This is a genomic window from Halomonas sp. A11-A (genome assembly GCF_003182195.1).
GTDB classification, from domain to species: Bacteria; Pseudomonadota; Gammaproteobacteria; order Pseudomonadales; family Halomonadaceae; genus Halomonas; species Halomonas alkalicola.
Window position 1 is genome coordinate 76,676 of record NZ_QGTM01000003.1, and the last position, 14,452, is coordinate 91,127.

Consider the following 14,452-nt stretch of genomic DNA (forward strand, 5'->3'; position numbering starts at 1 on the left):
GCGGGCCCGTCATGGGCCCCGTCACCCGTCGAGGATGGGCCTGCGCGATGACACCCCGGCGACGCCGGGGTGACGGTTGCATGACGCGGTTCAGCGCAGTACGCGGCGCGGATCGATCGGCTTGCCGCCGTGGCGCAGGTCGAACAGCAGGTCATGGCGCTCGCTGGTGCTGCTGTAGCCCACCTCGCAGAGCGGGTCGCCGCGGCTGACCCGGGCGCCGTTGGCGACCAGGGTGGTCTCGCACAGGGCGTAGACGCTCTGCAGGTTGTCGGCGTGGTGGACGATGACCACCTGCCCCAGCTGGCGCATGCTGTCGGCGAAGCGCACCTCGCCATCGGCTACTGCGCGGGCCCGGGCGCCGCGGCCGGTGGCCAGCAGCATCGGCTGCAGGGTCCCGCGGCTGTCGGCACCGAAGGCACGCACGATGCGGTAGTCCTCCAGGGGCCAGGGCCAGTTGCGGGCCGAACTCGGCAGGTTGCCGGGGTCGGGGAGGCTGGCTCGCGCCGGGGCGGCGGCGCCCCCCGACCCGCTCGAGCCGGCTTGCGCCGGGCGAGAGGCACCGGCCGAGGCGCCGCCGGCGAGGGGGACCTGGATGAGCTGGCCGACCCTCAGGGCGGTGGGCTGGACCCCGGGGTTGGCGGCCTGGATGCGCGACGCACGGGTGCCGAAGCGGCGCGCGATGCTCGAGTAGGTATCGCCGGGCCGCACCTGGTAGCGATAGGGGCCGCCGGAGGGGGCACGCTCCTGCTGGGTGGGCATCAGCAGGCGCTGGCCCACGGCGAGGCGCCGCGGGTCCACGTCGGGGTTGAAGCGCTGCAGGCGTTCGAGGGGCACCTGACCGCGTCGCGCGATCTCGCCCAGGGTATCGCCGCGCTGCACCACCACCCAGCCGCCGCTCTCGGCGGTGGCGTTGGTGCGGGCGCTGTCGGGGGCGTCGGGCCGCGAGGCGCAGCCTCCCAGCAGCAGCGCCGCCAGCATCAGCGCGAGAGCGAGTCGTCCTTTTCCTGCCACAGGGCGTTGAGCCATGAGTGGAAGCGCTCCTTGAGGTCGGGGTCGTCCTGATAGTCCCCCTCGAGCATCCAGGCCGGCACCGGAAGGACGCGCGCCTTCATCACCACGCGTTGCTCCTGGCCGCACAGGAAGCCCCAGAAGGTGGGGTCGGGGTTGTCATAGCTCAGGGTCACGTCGAGGACCCCTTCCAGCCGGTCGCCGAGCAGGTTGATCACCTGGGCGATGCCGCCGGCCCTGGGGCGCAGCAGCTGGCGGAAGGGGGCGCCCTGGGCCTCGCGCTTGGCCGGCGTGAAGCGGGTGCCCTCGAGGAAGTTGAAGATGGCGATGGGCGCCTCCCGGGCGCGGTGGCACATCCGCTCGGTGGCCTCCTGGTCGCGGCGCGCCAGGTGGGGGTGGCGGGCCCGCTGCTCGGCGCTCATGCGGCGCATGAAGGGGTACTCCAGGGCCCACCAGGCCAGCCCCACGATGGGGATCCAGATCAGCTGACGCTTGAGGAAGAAGCGCGGCATGGGGATGCGGCGGTGCAGGGCGAAGAACAGCACGAAGATGTCGGTCCAGCTGCGGTGGTTGGAGATCACCAGCCACCACTGGTCGCGGCGCAGCCCCTCGGGGACCTCGATCTCGAAGCGCGGCTTGAGCCAGTGGCGCATCCACCACAGGTTGACGCCGATCCAGTTGAGGGCCACGGCGTTGAGCCCACCCAGGACGCGCCGGCGCAGTCGCCGGCCGGGGGTCACCAGCTTGAGCAGGGTGAGCAGGATCAGCGGAACGCCCCAGAACAGGGTGTTGAGGGTGAGCAGCAGAAGGCTGACGAGACCCTTGAGGGTCGGCATGCGTCTCTCCGTGGGCAGTGGGAGGGGCAAGGATGCGGCAATGCTAAAGGATCGCCGGGCGGCTGCCCAGCGTCCTCACTCGGCCACCGGCTCGGCTCGGCCGAGGGTCTCCACCAGCACCTGGCGAAGCGCGAGCGCGGCGGCGGAGAGCTCGCCGTGGGTGAGCATGCCGACGGCGTGCTCGATGGCCGGGTCGTCCAGCGGCAGGCAGCGGGCGCCGAGCTCCTCCATCTGCCGGGCGCACAGCGAGGGCACCGCGCTGACGCCCAGGCCGCTGGCCACCATGCGCCCCACGGTGGCCAGCTGGTGGCTCTCGAAGGCGGACGGCAGGCGGATGCCGCGTTCGCCGAGTTGCTGCTCGAGCAGCCGCCGCACCATGGAGGGGCGCTGCAGGGCGATGAAGTCATGGGTCAAGAGGGTCTCCCAGCTGAGCCTGTCGTGATGGGCCAGCAGCGAGCGGGGCGGCACCACGGCCACGAAGCGGTCGACGAACAGCGGGGTGAAGGCCAGGCTGCCCACCGCCTCGGGCTCGAAGGCGATGCCCAGCTCCACCTGGCGGTCGCGCACCATGTCGATGACCTGCTCGTTGATCACGTCGTGAACCGTGACGTTGATGCGCGGATGGCGACTGCGAAAGGCCATCAGCGCCGGCGGCAGCAGGTTGCTGGCGAAGGACGGCATGGTGGCCACCGCCAGGCGACCCAGCTGGAGGGTGAAGCGCTGGCGCATCAGCTCCTCGGTGTTGTCCCACTCCGCCAGCAGCCGCTTGGCCAGCGGCACGAAGGACTCGCCCTCCGGGGTGAGGCGCACGCTGCGGGTAGTGCGGATCAGCAGTCGCCCCCCCAGGCTCTCCTCGAGCCCCTTGATGGCCAGGCTCAGCGCCGGCTGGGAGAGATGCAGCCGTTCGCAGGCCTGGGTGAAGCTCAGGGACTGGGCCACGGCGAGGAAGGCGCGAAGCTGCTTGACGGTCATGGCATGCTACCAAGGTCAAATTTATAAGCCGGATTGATCAATCAATAAGAAAAACAAACTTAACAAATATATCACCAGGCACAACACTGGGGCCATCGTGTCCCCAGGGACCCGCTATCCTTCACCCCCGAGCCGCCTCCAGGGCGCCGACACCACAGCGTCCCCCTGGCCAGGCTCATTCACAACAACATGAGGCGCCACTCACTATGGCCGGATTCGACAAGCGCGTTAACTCCTACGAAGAGGCGATGGCAGGCATCGAGAGCGGCATGACCGTCGTTGCCGGCGGCTTCGGTCTCTGCGGCATCCCCGAGAACCTGATCGCCGAGATCAAGCGCCTGGGCGTCAAGGACCTCACCGTGATCTCCAACAACTGCGGCGTCGACGGCTTCGGCCTCGGCATCCTGCTGGAGGACAAGCAGATCAGCCGCATCTTCGCCTCCTACGTGGGCGAGAACGCCATGTTCGAGCAGCAGATGCTCAACGACGAGATCGAGGTGATCCTGACGCCCCAGGGCACCCTGGCCGAGAAGATGCGGGCCGGGGGCGCGGGCATCCCCGCCTTCTACACCGCCACCGGCTACGGCACCCCGATCGGCGAGGGCAAGGAGGTGCGCGAGTTCAACGGCCGTCACTATATCCTCGAGGAGGCGTTCCACGCCGACTTCGCCATCGTCAAGGGCTGGAAGGCCGATCGCTACGGCAACGTGGTCTATCGCGACACCGCCCAGAACTTCAACCCGCTGGCCGCCACCTGCGGCAAGATCACCGTGGTGGAAGTGGAGGAGATCGTCGAGCCGGGCGAGCTCAAGCCGGACCAGATCCACACCCCGGGCATCTATGTCGATCGCATCATCCAGGGCAGCTTCGAGAAGCGCATCGAGAAGCGCACCGTCCGCGAGGCCTGAGGCCATAGCGATGCGTTGACCGCCGGCCCGGCCGGCGCTTCCTGAGCTTCTCCCCCGAAGCTGTTACATCGAACAACGAGGCAACAAGATGGCACTTACTCGCGAACAGATGGCAATGCGCGTGGCGCGCGAACTCGAGGACGGCTTCTACGTCAACCTGGGCATCGGCATCCCGACCCTGGTGGCCAACTACGTGCCGGACGGCATCGACGTGATGCTGCAGTCCGAGAACGGCCTACTCGGCATGGGTCGCTTCCCCACCGAGGAGGAGGTCGACGCGGACATGATCAACGCCGGCAAGCAGACGGTGACCGCCCGCCCTGGCGCGGCGATCTTCGACTCCGCGGAGTCCTTCGCCATGATCCGCGGCGGCCACGTGGACCTGACCGTGCTCGGCGCCTTCGAGGTGGATCAGGAGGGCAATATCGCCTCCTGGATGGTCCCGGGCAAGCTGATCAAGGGCATGGGCGGTGCCATGGACCTGGTGGCCGGTGCCGAGAACATCATCTGCACCATGACCCACGCCTCCAAGCACGGCGAGTCCAAGCTGCTCGAGAAGTGCAGCCTGCCGCTGACCGGCGCGGGCTGCATCAACCGGGTGCTGACCGACCTGGCCTATCTGGAGATCAAGGACGGCGCCTTCCACCTCAAGGAGCGCGCCCCGGGCGTCTCCGTGGAGGAGATCGTCGAGAAGACCGCCGGCAAGCTGATCGTTCCGGATCACGTGCCGGAGATGACCTTCGACTAATCACGTCACGTGTGAGACATGCCGGCCCGGTCGCGATGCGACCGGGCCGGCGTCGTTCGGGGCGGTGAAACGGCTGGCGCTCAGGCGATCTCGCAGCGGGTATGGTGGGGCAGCAGCAGCTCCACGGCGCGCTCCTGGTTGGCGCTGACCGATTTCTGCACCAGGGCGAGCCCGCCGCTCTCGATGCGGTGCTCGTCGCCCTCGGCAAAGGGCAGGCGCTGGGAGCAGGCCGGGTAGAAGCGGTAGTCGAGCAGCCCGGAGACCGGGAAGATGCCGTGGTGGCGGTCGCTGCTGCCGCTGAAGCCGCTCTCGCCGAGCCGCGCATCGAAATACTCGAGGGAGTCCCCCAGGCGCTGGCAGTCGAAGCCGGCATGGTGGAGGCGGGGGCCGTTGACGGCCAGTAGGCCGGCCAGGGGGTGGGCCTCGCACAGCCTCTGGTAGGTGTCCCAGTCCGGCATTGGCCAGGGGCGTCCGCGGCACAGCAGGTTCTGACCGCGCTGATCGGCCACCGGGGCCTGGGCCATCAGGGATTCGAGCCGCTGGCGCGGTTCCCGGGAGAGGGTGCCCAGCTGCAGCTCGGCCAGTACCAGCCAGGGGCCATCGTCCGGCGGGGAGAGCAGGGTCACCAGCAGCCCGCGGTCGGCCATGGCGTGGCGGTGCCCGGGGCGATAGCCCAGATGCGCCAGGCTGGGCATCAGGGCATCCATGCTCCAGGGCCCATGGTTAAGTGTCAGCAGCGCGAGATATTCCGCGGGGGCGTCCACCGGCCATAACCGCAGGGCGCCCACTTCCGGGTGCTGATGAATATAGTCCAGCCACAGCTGCTGGACGAACTCTTCCCTCTGCATCTCGCTGGCTTCCCTTGTCGTCTGATGCTGGCGGGAAGTATAGGCGGGTGCCGCCCGGGGGCTTTCAACGCCGCGATGACGCTTCTGGGTAGCCGGAAGCGCGCTGCAGGGAGGGGCGCTGGCTCAGACGCTGCGGGCCGGCTCCAGCAGGCGATGCTCGCGCACATACTGCTCGAACTCGGTGTAGCCGCCGATCGGGGTCTCGTCGATGAAGATCTGCGGCACGGTATGCACCGGCTTGCCGATGGTCTTCTCCAGATCGGCCTTGGTGATGCCCTCCGCCTGGATGTCCACGTAGCGGAAGCCCTCGATGGCGCCGGCGCCCTGCAACCGGGTGGCCAGCTCGTTGGCGAAGACGCAGAAGGGGCAGCCGGGGCGGCCGAAGATGACGACGAACATGCGGACTCCTGGTGGCGAAGTGGTCGAATGGTGTCGATTGTGACGGATCGACACCGGGTGCGCCAATAGTCGACATCAAGAGGCACCATTGGCGGGCCCTATGGGGGCGCGGTGTGCTTCAGCGCGGGATGCCCTCGCCGCTGTCGGCGCGGCGCAGCAGCTCGCCCAGCTCTCGGTGGATGGCGGGGCTCGCCACCAGCAGGTTCTCGCCGTAGAGATCCTCGGGGAAACCTTCGGGGCGGGGGTAGAGGTGCCCGGTGCGTGCGCCGGCCTCCCGGGCGATCAGCCAGCCCGCGGCGAAGTCCCAGGGTGAGACGCTCTCGTAGTAGGCATCGAGCCGGCCACAGGCCACGTCGCAGAGGTCCAGCGCGGCGGAACCGTTGCGGCGCACGTCCTGGCAGCGCTCGAGGACCGCCGTCAGGCGGCGCATCAGCGGCGGGCGGCTGTCGCGGCGGTAGGGGAAGCCGGTGCCCACCAGGCTGCGCTCGAGGCTGCCGCGGCGACTGGCCTGGATGGGCCGCCCGTTGCAGTGGGCCCCCTGGCCGTCGAGCGCCGTGAAGGTCTCGCCGAGGAAGGGTGCGTGGACTACCCCGAGGCGCACGCGGCCCGCCACGGCCCAGGCGATGGAGACCGCCACATGGTGGAGGCCGTGGGCGAAGTTGACGGTACCGTCGATGGGGTCCACCACCCACAGCGGCGCCGGGCTGCCAAGCACCTCGCGATCCGGGGCGAGCTCCTCGCTGAGTCGCGCCTCGCCGGGAAAGCTCGCCTCGAGCCGTGCGCTGATATGGGTGTCGACGGCGACATCCACATCGGTGACCAGCTCGTGCCCCTGCTTGTAGCGGTGGCCGAAGGTCCGCTGTTCCCGCGCCTCGCGGATCATCTGGCCGGCCTCCCGGGCGATCTCGACGGCCAGGGCCAGGCGTTCGGCATCGGTCATGACGGGCTCCATGGGGTGGGAAACGGCCTTCCAGCATAGCAGGCCGGGCTGAACCGCGGGGAGGGCGACGCTATACTGCCGCCCACTTGCCGAGGAGCCCACCATGCATGCCCTGACCGCCGAGCAGTATGCCCGCCTGCGCCAGCTGGCCGAGGCCTGGACCCATGCGCACCTGCGCGACGCCAAGGCGTCGCCGACCTTCAACCCCCGGCTGGCCGCCGATGCCCTCTGTTTCCAGCGCCACACCGACCCCGAGCTCGGCGAGCAGCTGGTGGGGGCCCTGGTCACCCCGGTGTCGCTGTGGCTGGCGATGGTGCCCGCGGCCGACAGCGCCGAGATGCCCGAGGCGGGCAGCCGCCACTGGCTGGCGCTGCCCTCGGGGGAGTACCCGCTGGAGACCGTCACCCTGGGGGAGTCGGCCTGGTGTCGGCGCCTGGTGCTGCTCGACGATCTCGCCGACGTGGCCAGCCGACCGGCCGCGAGCCGGCTGGCCCAGCAGCTGATGGAGCGGGTGATGGCCGATGGCTCGCCCGGCGATGGTAGCGCCTGAGAGCAGGCGGCCTTATGCTGGGGGCGCTTCATTTCTCCAGCCCCGCGCGCTGGGCATGACAACGAAAAGACAAGGAGCTGCTGATGTCAGGAACCGCCCCCATTACTCCCCGCGTTGCCCTGGTGACCGGCACCTCGAGCGGCATCGGTGAAGCCGTGGTGCGCCACTTCTGCGCGCAGGGCCACCAGGTGCTGGCCGTGGACTTCAACCCGGCCGGTGCCGAGGTCGCCGAGCAGGCCGGCGCCGTCTTCTTCCAGGCCGACCTGACCGATGGCGAGGCCTGCAAGGCGGCAGTGGCGGAGGCCATCCGCCGCTTCGGGCGGGTGGACATCCTGGTCAACAATGCCGGGATCCAGCATGTCGCCCCCATCGAGGCGTTTCCGGAGGAGAAGTGGCGCCAGATCATCGACCTGATGCTGACGGCGCCCTTCCTGCTGACCCAGGCCGTCTGGCCCTCCATGCGCGAGAATGGCTGGGGTAGGGTGATCAACATCGCCTCGGTGCATGCCCAGGTGGCCTCGCCCGGCAAGTCCGCCTACATCAGCGCCAAGCACGGCATGATCGGCCTGACCAAGACCGCGGCGCTCGAGGGCGGGGCCCAGGGCATCACCGCCAACGCCATCTGTCCGGCCTATGTGAAGACTCCGCTGGTGGACAATCAGATCGCCGACCAGGCGAAGCTCCACGGCATGGAGGAGCAGCAGGTGATCGAGCAGATCATGCTCAAGAACGCCGCCGTGAAGCGTCTGATCGAGCCCGCCGAGGTGGCCGAGCTGGTCGCCTACCTGGCCTCGGATGCCGCTGGTGCGGTCACCGGCTCGAGCTGGAACATCGACCTGGGCTGGACGGCGCAGTAAGCGCCAGCGCCCTGCCGTAGGCGCCGAGCTATATGCAAACCCCGAGGCCATGGCCTCGGGGTTTGCGTCTGAGGGTCGGCATCGCTTCCTGGCCGCTTGCCGCGTTATCGCCTCACCGGCCGCTTCTGCAGCTTGCGCTGCAGGGTGCGTCGGTGCATCCCCAGGGCGCGGGCGGTGGCGGAGATGTTGCCATCGTGCTCCTGCAGCACCTTCTGGATATGCTCCCACGCCAGGCGGTTGATGGAAGGCGGCTGCTCGGCCACTTCCGTCTCCGGGTCGCCGCCCTCCCGGCCGAAGGCCGCCAGCACCTCGTCGGCATCCGCCGGCTTGCAGAGGTAGTTCACCGCCCCCAGCTTGATCGCCTCCACGGCGGTGGCGATGCTGGAGTAGCCGGTCAGCACCACGACGCGGCACTCGGGCACCACCTCGAGCAGCTCCGGCAGCAGCTTCAGCCCCGAGTCGTGCTCGAGCTTCAGGTCGAGGGTGGCCAGCGCCGGGCGCTGCTGATGCGCCAGGGCCAGCGCCTGCTCGGCGTCGTGGGCCACCACGACCTCGAAGCCGCGGCGGCGCATGGCGCGGTCCAGCACGTGGCAGAACATCTCGTCGTCGTCGATGATCAGCAGCCGTTCGGCTGTGGTTGGCTCTTGCATGGCGTCCTCGTCACGTCGGGTCATGGCTCAGCTGGCCGGTTCGCTGCGCGGCAGCACCACTTCGGTCAGGGTGCCGCCTTCGGGATGATTGTACAGGCTCACGCCGCCGCCGAGACGGTTGATGGTGGCGTGGGTCAGGAACAGCCCGATCCCGAGCCCCTTGCTCTTGGTGGAGATGAAGGTCTCGCCCAGCTGGTCGGCGATGGCGAGCGCCACGCCGGGGCCATGGTCGCGGATGTCGATCACCACCTCCTGGGTGTTCCAGTCGAGGCTGATCAGGATGTCGTCCGGGTTGGCATCGGCTGCGTTGTCGAGCAGGTTGGTCAGCGCCTGCTCCAGGGTGGTGTCCACCGAGATCCAGGGGCGCCCCCGGCGCTCCGCCACCGCCATGCGGTGGCTGACATCGGGGCGCAGCACCAGCCAGCGCTGCACCACGGCGGCCAGCCACATCTCGGCGTCGCGCACCTGGGGCTCCCCCATGCGCCGTCGGTCGGCGTTCTCCACCAGCTGGCGCAACCGCGACTTGCAGGTGTCCACCTGCTGGCGCAGCAGCTCGATGTCCTTGACCAGTGCGGGGTTGTCGCGGGCCTCATCGCGCATCTCGGTGAGCAGGACCGCCATGGTGGAGAGCGGGGTCCCCAGCTCGTGGGCGGTGCCCGCCGCCTGGGTGGCGACGGCCAGCACCTGCTCGTTGCGCAGCGCGGCTTCCCGGGTGCGCGACAGCGCCTGCTCCCGGCTGCGCAGCGCATGGGCCATCTTGTAGATGAAGAAGGTCACCAGCCCCGCCGACAGGGCGAAGTTGAGCCACATCCCCAGCACGTGAAGGCTGATGCCGTGATCGGCATGGCTGCCGTGGGCCAGCTGGGGCACCGGGTGGTACTGCACCATCAGCAGCGAGTAGGCCAGCAGGGCGGTGGTGGCGATGATCCAGGCGAAGCGCCAGGGCAGGGTGGCGGCGGCGATGGTCACCGGCACCAGATAGTAGGTGATGAAGGGGTTGCTGGAGCCGCCGGTGAAGTAGAACAGCAGGGTGAGACCCGCCACATCGGCCAGCAGGTGGGTCAGGTACTCGCCGTGGGAGACGGCGCGGTGACGACCCAGGCGCCACCAGGTGGCCAGATTGATCAGCGCCATCGCCAGTATCACCCCGATCACCGCCTTGACCTGGAGCTCGAAGCCGAGCAGCTCGACGCCGACGATCACCCCGATCAGGAAACCTGTCCAGGTGATCCCGCGCACGATGGTCAGGCGCACCAGGTTGCGACTGGGGGTGGAGAGAGGCAGTGGCTGGGTGGTGGTCATGGCGGCTCCTCGCTGACGGCTATCCATCATACCCGCTGCCGGGCCGCCCTACATTTCGCCGGCCGACCGGCGTAGAATGCGGCCACTGCCGAACCGGCACTCATTCACGCACCCATGACGGTGCCTCGATGACGAACCCCATCGATGTCAGACGCCACACTGGCCCGCGAAGTCGGGCTGCGCAGGACCTTCGCCATCATCTCGCACCCCGATGCGGGCAAGACCACCATCACCGAGAAGATGCTGCTGTTCGGAAACGCCATCCAGATGGCCGGCTCCGTCAAGAGCAAGCGCGCCGACCGCCACGCCACCTCCGACTGGATGAAGATGGAGCAGGAGCGCGGCATCTCGGTGACCACCTCGGTGATGCAGTTCCCCTACGGTGGGCGCATCGTCAACCTGCTCGACACCCCCGGCCACGAGGACTTCTCCGAGGACACCTACCGCACCCTGACGGCGGTGGACTCGGCGCTGATGGTGATCGACGGCGCCAAGGGCGTCGAGGCCCGCACCATCAAGCTGATGGAGGTGTGCCGCCTGCGCACCACGCCGATCCTCACCTTCGTCAACAAGATGGACCGCGATATCCGCGATCCCATCGAGGTCATGGACGAGGTGGAGACGGTGCTCAACATCCAGTGCGCGCCCATGACCTGGCCGATCGGCATGGGGCGCCACTTCAAGGGGGTCTACCACCTCTATAACGACGTCATCCATCTCTACACCCAGGGGCAGGGCAGCCGCATTCCCGACGACCGCCGCATCGAGGGGCTCGACAACCCCGAGGTGGACGCGGTGCTGGGCGAGGACCAGGCGGAGGAGCTGCGCATGGAGGTGGAGCTGGTGCGCGGGGCCTCTCACGCCTTCGACCATGACGCCTACCTGCGCGGCGAGCTGACCCCGGTCTACTTCGGTACCGCCATGGGCAACTTCGGCGTGCGCGAGATGATGGACGGCTTCGTGGAGTATGCGCCGCCGCCCCAGGCGCGGGAGACCGACACCCGCACCGTGGAGGCCGAGGATTCACGCTTCACTGGCTTCGTGTTCAAGATCCAGGCCAACATGGACCCCAACCACCGCGACCGTATCGCCTTCCTGCGGGTCTGCTCTGGCAAGTACGAGAAGAACATGAAGATGCGCCATGTGCGCATCGGCAAGGACGTCAAGATCGCCGACGCCCTGACCTTCATGGCCTCGGACCGCTCCCAGGTAGAGGAGGCCTGGCCCGGTGACATCATCGGCCTGCACAACCACGGCACCATCCAGATCGGCGACACCTTCACGGTGGGCGAGGAGATGCGCTTCACCGGCATCCCGCATTTCGCCCCGGAGCTGTTCAAGCGGGTGCGCTTGAAGGACCCGCTCAAGATGAAGGCGCTGCAGAAGGGCCTGCAGCAGCTCTCCGAGGAGGGCGCCACTCAGGTCTTCATGCCGCTTGACAACAACGACCTGATCCTCGGCGCCGTGGGTACCCTGCAGTTCGACGTGGTCGCCCATCGCCTCAAGGAGGAGTACAAGGTGGAGGCGGTCTACGAGGGGGTGAACGTCAACACCGCCCGCTGGATCTACTGCGACGATGCGAAGAAGCTCGAGGAGTTCAAGCGCAAGGCGAGCGCCAACCTGGCCATCGACGGCGGTGGCTACCTGACCTATATCGCCCCCACCCGGGTCAACCTGCAGATGACCCAGGAGCGCTGGCCGGAGATCCGCTTCCAGCCCACCCGGGAGCACTGAGGTACCAAGCCGAATCGCAAACCGGCGAGCGGCGCCGGGGACGGGCCTGGAGGGGGATACATGCTGATCGACGCCCACTGCCATCTGGACTTCCCCGATTTCGACGCCGACCGTGAGGCGGTGGTCGAGCGGGCCAGGGCGGTGGGCGTTTCGCATTTCGTGGTGCCGGGCACGACGCGCAAACGCTGGCCCGGCGTGCTGGCGCTGGGGGCGCGCGACGACGTCAGCGTCTGCCTGGGGCTGCACCCCTATTTCATGGATGAGCACGGCGAGGGAGATATCGAGGCGCTGGCCCAAGCGCTGGACGACCATGTGGCGGCGGCCCCCGGGGTGGTCGCCATTGGGGAGTGCGGCATCGACGCCCGCTTTCCCGAGACCCTCGACGCCCAGTGGCGGCTCTTCGATGCCCAGCTCAGGCTGGCCAAGGCTCGCCGCCTGCCGGTGGTAATCCACTGCGTGCGGGCCAACGATCGGGTCGCCAGGCGACTGCGTGAGCTGGCGCTCCCTGGTGGCGGGCTGATCCACGCCTTCGCCGGGTCGCCGGAGCAGGCTCGGCGCTTCATCGATCTGGGTTTCGTGGTGGGGCTGGGGGGCGCCGTCACCTTCGACCGGGCGAAACGCCTGCGTCGGGCGGTGGCGAGCCTGCCTGCGCAGGGCTATGTGCTGGAGACCGACAGCCCCGACATGCCGCTGGCAGGGCACCGGGGCGAGCGCAACGAGCCGGCGCGGGTGGCGGAGGTGTGCCGGGTCGTGGCCGAACTGCGCGAGGAACCCTTCGAGGCCGTGGCGGCGGCCAGCACCGCCACGGCCAGGCGGCTTTTTCGGCTGTGACTAGCGGCTGGCCGCCAGGCTCTCCGGGTCCAGGCGTTCGATGGGGTAGGGCAGCTTCAGCTGCTTGACGGCCTGGCCGGCCACGCGGAGCGGTCCCAGGTCTTCTTTGGTGCTCAGTACCGCCAGGATCTCCGCCTGGTCATAGGCGTCGAGTTCGGCGGCCACCACCTCGCCCACCGCCTTGCCATCGGCACTCTCCACCGGGCTTGCCAGGGCGGGCAGCTCGCCGCCTTCCAGTTGGGCTCGCACCAGGCGGCGCTTCACCTGGCCGCGGAAGTGGGCCCGGGCCACTACCTCCTGCCCCGTGTAGCAGCCCTTCTTGAAGCTGATCCCGCCGAGCGCCTCCCAGTTGATCATCTGCGGCAGCAGGGCATCGCGATGGGCGGGGGTCAGCCAGGCCAGGCCGGCCTGGATGTCATGCAGGCACCAGATGGCATTGCCCACCGGCGTGGCCTGCTCGGCGAGGCGCGACCATAGCGCTGCGGCCTGGCCGGAGGCCAGGCAGATCAGCTGGCGCGGGAGCGGCCCCGGGTGGGTCAGCAGCTGGGCCTCGGCATCGCCTGCCTGATGCCACACCGGGGGCGGCACCAGGTCCAGCCTCACCTCGGCCAGCGCCGGGGCGTCACGGCCGATCAGGCCGATCAGCGCCAGGTCGTCGCGAACCCGGAGCTCGGCCTTGTAGAAGGCGGCGAACTTGCCCAGGTGCTCCGACAGGGGCTGGACCAGGCCGCGCTGCATCAGCAGTCGATAGTGCCCCTCGGCGACGCGCAGCAGCTGGGCATTGGCCAGCATTCGCCCCTTGGGGGTGCAGAACACGGTGAGAGGAGCGAAATCGCCGTTGGCCAGGCCCACCTGGGCGCTGGCCTGGCCCTGCAGGAAGCGCTCGGCGTCCTGGCCGATCACGTCGAGTACGCCCAGATGCACCAGCGGTGTGACCACGGTGCCATCCAGGGCCTGGCGGGCCGGCGCCGGGGTGTCGAAGGCGATCCGGTCCTCGGCGTCCTGCCGTCCGCCACAGGCGGTGATCCAGTCGTGCATGGGGAGCTCCTTGTCGTCTGCTGGGTGGCTGGCTCTTCTTATGCGGGTAGCCGTGCGACATTGCAACCGCTGTGGTCGTCTCGGCGCCATGCTAGACTCGCCGCAGTCTTCCGCTGGGCGGTCGCGGCATGCCGTGACAGGCCCGCCCCCGCTTTTGCCATCCTCTCGGAGAGCCGTCCCATGGCGCACCAATCGCTGAGCTTCACCGGCGTCGAGAACGCCGATCAGATCAACCGTATCACCACCGCCCTGATGATGCTCGACGGCGTCGACAGCGCCGAGGTGGGGCGTCACGGTGCCGAGGTCGAGGGGCGCGCCCGGCGCGAGGCGCTGATCAAGGCCATCGAGGCCCTCAAGCTTCCCATCCAGGTCAAGTGAACAGGAGGTTCCCCATGAAGAAGACCATTGAGATCGTAAGCGTACGCAACCATATCTTCCGCCAGCGAGTCGAACTGGATGGCTTCGACGACCTCTTCGTCGATGTGCCGGAGGCCTATGGCGGCGAGGGCAGCGCCCCGGATCCCCACGATTTCTTCGACCTGTCGCTCGGGGCCTGCAAGGCGATCACCTCGATGATGTATGCCAAGCGCAAGAAGTGGCCCCTGGAGGGGGTGAGCGTGAAGGTGCATCGCGATGACAGCGAGGAGCGCCATGGCACCTACCGGCTCGACGTGGAGATGACCTTTCACGGCATCGAGGAGCCCGAGCAGCGCCTGCGCCTCGAGGAGATCAGCCACAAGTGCCCCATCCATCGCCTGATGACCAGCTCCACCGTGGAGGTTTCCACGCGGACCACCGTCGAGGCCTGACCTTCCGGACCCCACACGCGGA

At 68.6% G+C, this 14,452-nt stretch carries 17 protein-coding genes; 8 read left to right on the top strand and 9 right to left on the bottom strand.

Features of this window, described 5'->3' with window-relative positions; all coding sequences use genetic code 11:
- Positions 1-90 precede the first annotated feature (90 nt).
- The 3 genes from DER72_RS03725 to DER72_RS03735 all read right to left on the bottom strand — a co-directional run bounded on the left by DER72_RS03725 (position 91) and on the right by DER72_RS03735 (position 2,816).
- The gene (locus DER72_RS03725) at positions 91-1,026 is read right to left on the bottom strand and encodes a LysM peptidoglycan-binding domain-containing protein (RefSeq protein WP_110068652.1); all 936 of its coding nucleotides are present in this window, start codon (positions 1,024-1,026) and stop codon (positions 91-93) included.
- The gene (locus DER72_RS03730; protein ID WP_110068653.1) at positions 978-1,844 is read right to left on the bottom strand and encodes an acetyltransferase; all 867 of its coding nucleotides are present in this window, start codon (positions 1,842-1,844) and stop codon (positions 978-980) included. Before DER72_RS03730 ends, DER72_RS03725 begins: the two co-directional genes overlap by 49 nt.
- 75 nt (positions 1,845-1,919) lie before the next feature.
- The gene (locus tag DER72_RS03735; protein WP_110068654.1) at positions 1,920-2,816 is read right to left on the bottom strand and encodes a LysR family transcriptional regulator; all 897 of its coding nucleotides are present in this window, start codon (positions 2,814-2,816) and stop codon (positions 1,920-1,922) included.
- A 206-nt stretch (positions 2,817-3,022) separates the two neighbouring features.
- Here DER72_RS03735 and DER72_RS03740 point away from each other — a divergent pair, with 206 nt between their 5' ends.
- The gene (locus DER72_RS03740) at positions 3,023-3,724 is read left to right on the top strand and encodes a CoA transferase subunit A (RefSeq protein ID WP_110068655.1); all 702 of its coding nucleotides are present in this window, start codon (positions 3,023-3,025) and stop codon (positions 3,722-3,724) included.
- 88 nt (positions 3,725-3,812) lie between these two features.
- Positions 3,813-4,472, top strand: a complete 660-nt coding sequence (locus DER72_RS03745) for a CoA transferase subunit B (protein ID WP_110068656.1) — start codon at positions 3,813-3,815, stop codon at positions 4,470-4,472.
- Between the two features lie 80 nt (positions 4,473-4,552).
- On the opposite strand, the gene DER72_RS03750 is transcribed toward DER72_RS03745, so the two are convergent.
- The 3 genes from DER72_RS03750 to DER72_RS03760 form a co-directional block, all read right to left on the bottom strand.
- Positions 4,553-5,320 (bottom strand): DUF1338 domain-containing protein, encoded by a 768-nt coding sequence (locus DER72_RS03750; RefSeq protein WP_110068657.1) that lies wholly within the window; start codon positions 5,318-5,320, stop codon positions 4,553-4,555.
- A 123-nt stretch (positions 5,321-5,443) separates the two neighbouring features.
- A complete protein-coding gene (locus tag DER72_RS03755; protein ID WP_110068658.1) occupies positions 5,444-5,719 on the bottom strand; it encodes a GrxA family glutaredoxin in 276 nt (91 codons plus the stop codon).
- Between the two features lie 118 nt (positions 5,720-5,837).
- A complete protein-coding gene (locus DER72_RS03760) occupies positions 5,838-6,659 on the bottom strand; it encodes an inositol monophosphatase family protein (protein WP_110068659.1) in 822 nt (273 codons plus the stop codon).
- Between the two features lie 103 nt (positions 6,660-6,762).
- On the opposite strand from DER72_RS03760, the gene hybE reads away from it, so the two are divergent.
- Both hybE and DER72_RS03770 read left to right on the top strand, forming a co-directional pair.
- Positions 6,763-7,209 carry a [NiFe]-hydrogenase assembly chaperone HybE gene (hybE, locus tag DER72_RS03765; protein WP_110068660.1) on the top strand — a complete coding sequence of 149 codons (447 nt, stop codon included), beginning with the start codon at positions 6,763-6,765 and terminating at the stop codon, positions 7,207-7,209.
- A gap of 83 nt (positions 7,210-7,292) precedes the next feature.
- A complete protein-coding gene (locus DER72_RS03770) occupies positions 7,293-8,066 on the top strand; it encodes a 3-hydroxybutyrate dehydrogenase (protein WP_110068661.1) in 774 nt (257 codons plus the stop codon).
- Between the two features lie 104 nt (positions 8,067-8,170).
- Here DER72_RS03770 and DER72_RS03775 read toward each other — a convergent pair whose 3' ends face one another.
- Positions 8,171-8,716: a response regulator transcription factor gene (locus DER72_RS03775; protein ID WP_110068662.1), complete on the bottom strand. Its 546-nt coding sequence runs from the start codon at positions 8,714-8,716 to the stop codon at positions 8,171-8,173.
- A gap of 27 nt (positions 8,717-8,743) precedes the next feature.
- A complete protein-coding gene (locus DER72_RS03780; RefSeq protein ID WP_110068663.1) occupies positions 8,744-10,018 on the bottom strand; it encodes an ATP-binding protein in 1,275 nt (424 codons plus the stop codon).
- Between the two features lie 144 nt (positions 10,019-10,162).
- Here DER72_RS03780 and prfC point away from each other — a divergent pair, with 144 nt between their 5' ends.
- Entirely contained in the window at positions 10,163-11,752 is a 1,590-nt protein-coding gene (prfC, locus tag DER72_RS03785) for a peptide chain release factor 3 (RefSeq protein WP_110068664.1), read from the top strand.
- A gap of 60 nt (positions 11,753-11,812) precedes the next feature.
- On the top strand, positions 11,813-12,583 hold the full coding sequence (locus tag DER72_RS03790) for a TatD family hydrolase (protein WP_110068665.1): 771 nt from the start codon (positions 11,813-11,815) through the stop codon (positions 12,581-12,583).
- Here DER72_RS03790 and DER72_RS03795 read toward each other — a convergent pair whose 3' ends face one another.
- Complete coding sequence (locus DER72_RS03795) at positions 12,584-13,621, bottom strand: folate-binding protein YgfZ (protein WP_110068666.1); 1,038 nt, start codon at positions 13,619-13,621, stop codon at positions 12,584-12,586.
- A gap of 180 nt (positions 13,622-13,801) precedes the next feature.
- Here DER72_RS03795 and DER72_RS03800 point away from each other — a divergent pair, with 180 nt between their 5' ends.
- Positions 13,802-13,999 (top strand): hypothetical protein, encoded by a 198-nt coding sequence (locus tag DER72_RS03800; RefSeq protein ID WP_110068667.1) that lies wholly within the window; start codon positions 13,802-13,804, stop codon positions 13,997-13,999.
- A gap of 14 nt (positions 14,000-14,013) precedes the next feature.
- Positions 14,014-14,430 carry an OsmC family protein gene (locus DER72_RS03805; RefSeq protein WP_110068668.1) on the top strand — a complete coding sequence of 139 codons (417 nt, stop codon included), beginning with the start codon at positions 14,014-14,016 and terminating at the stop codon, positions 14,428-14,430.
- Positions 14,431-14,452 lie beyond the last annotated feature (22 nt).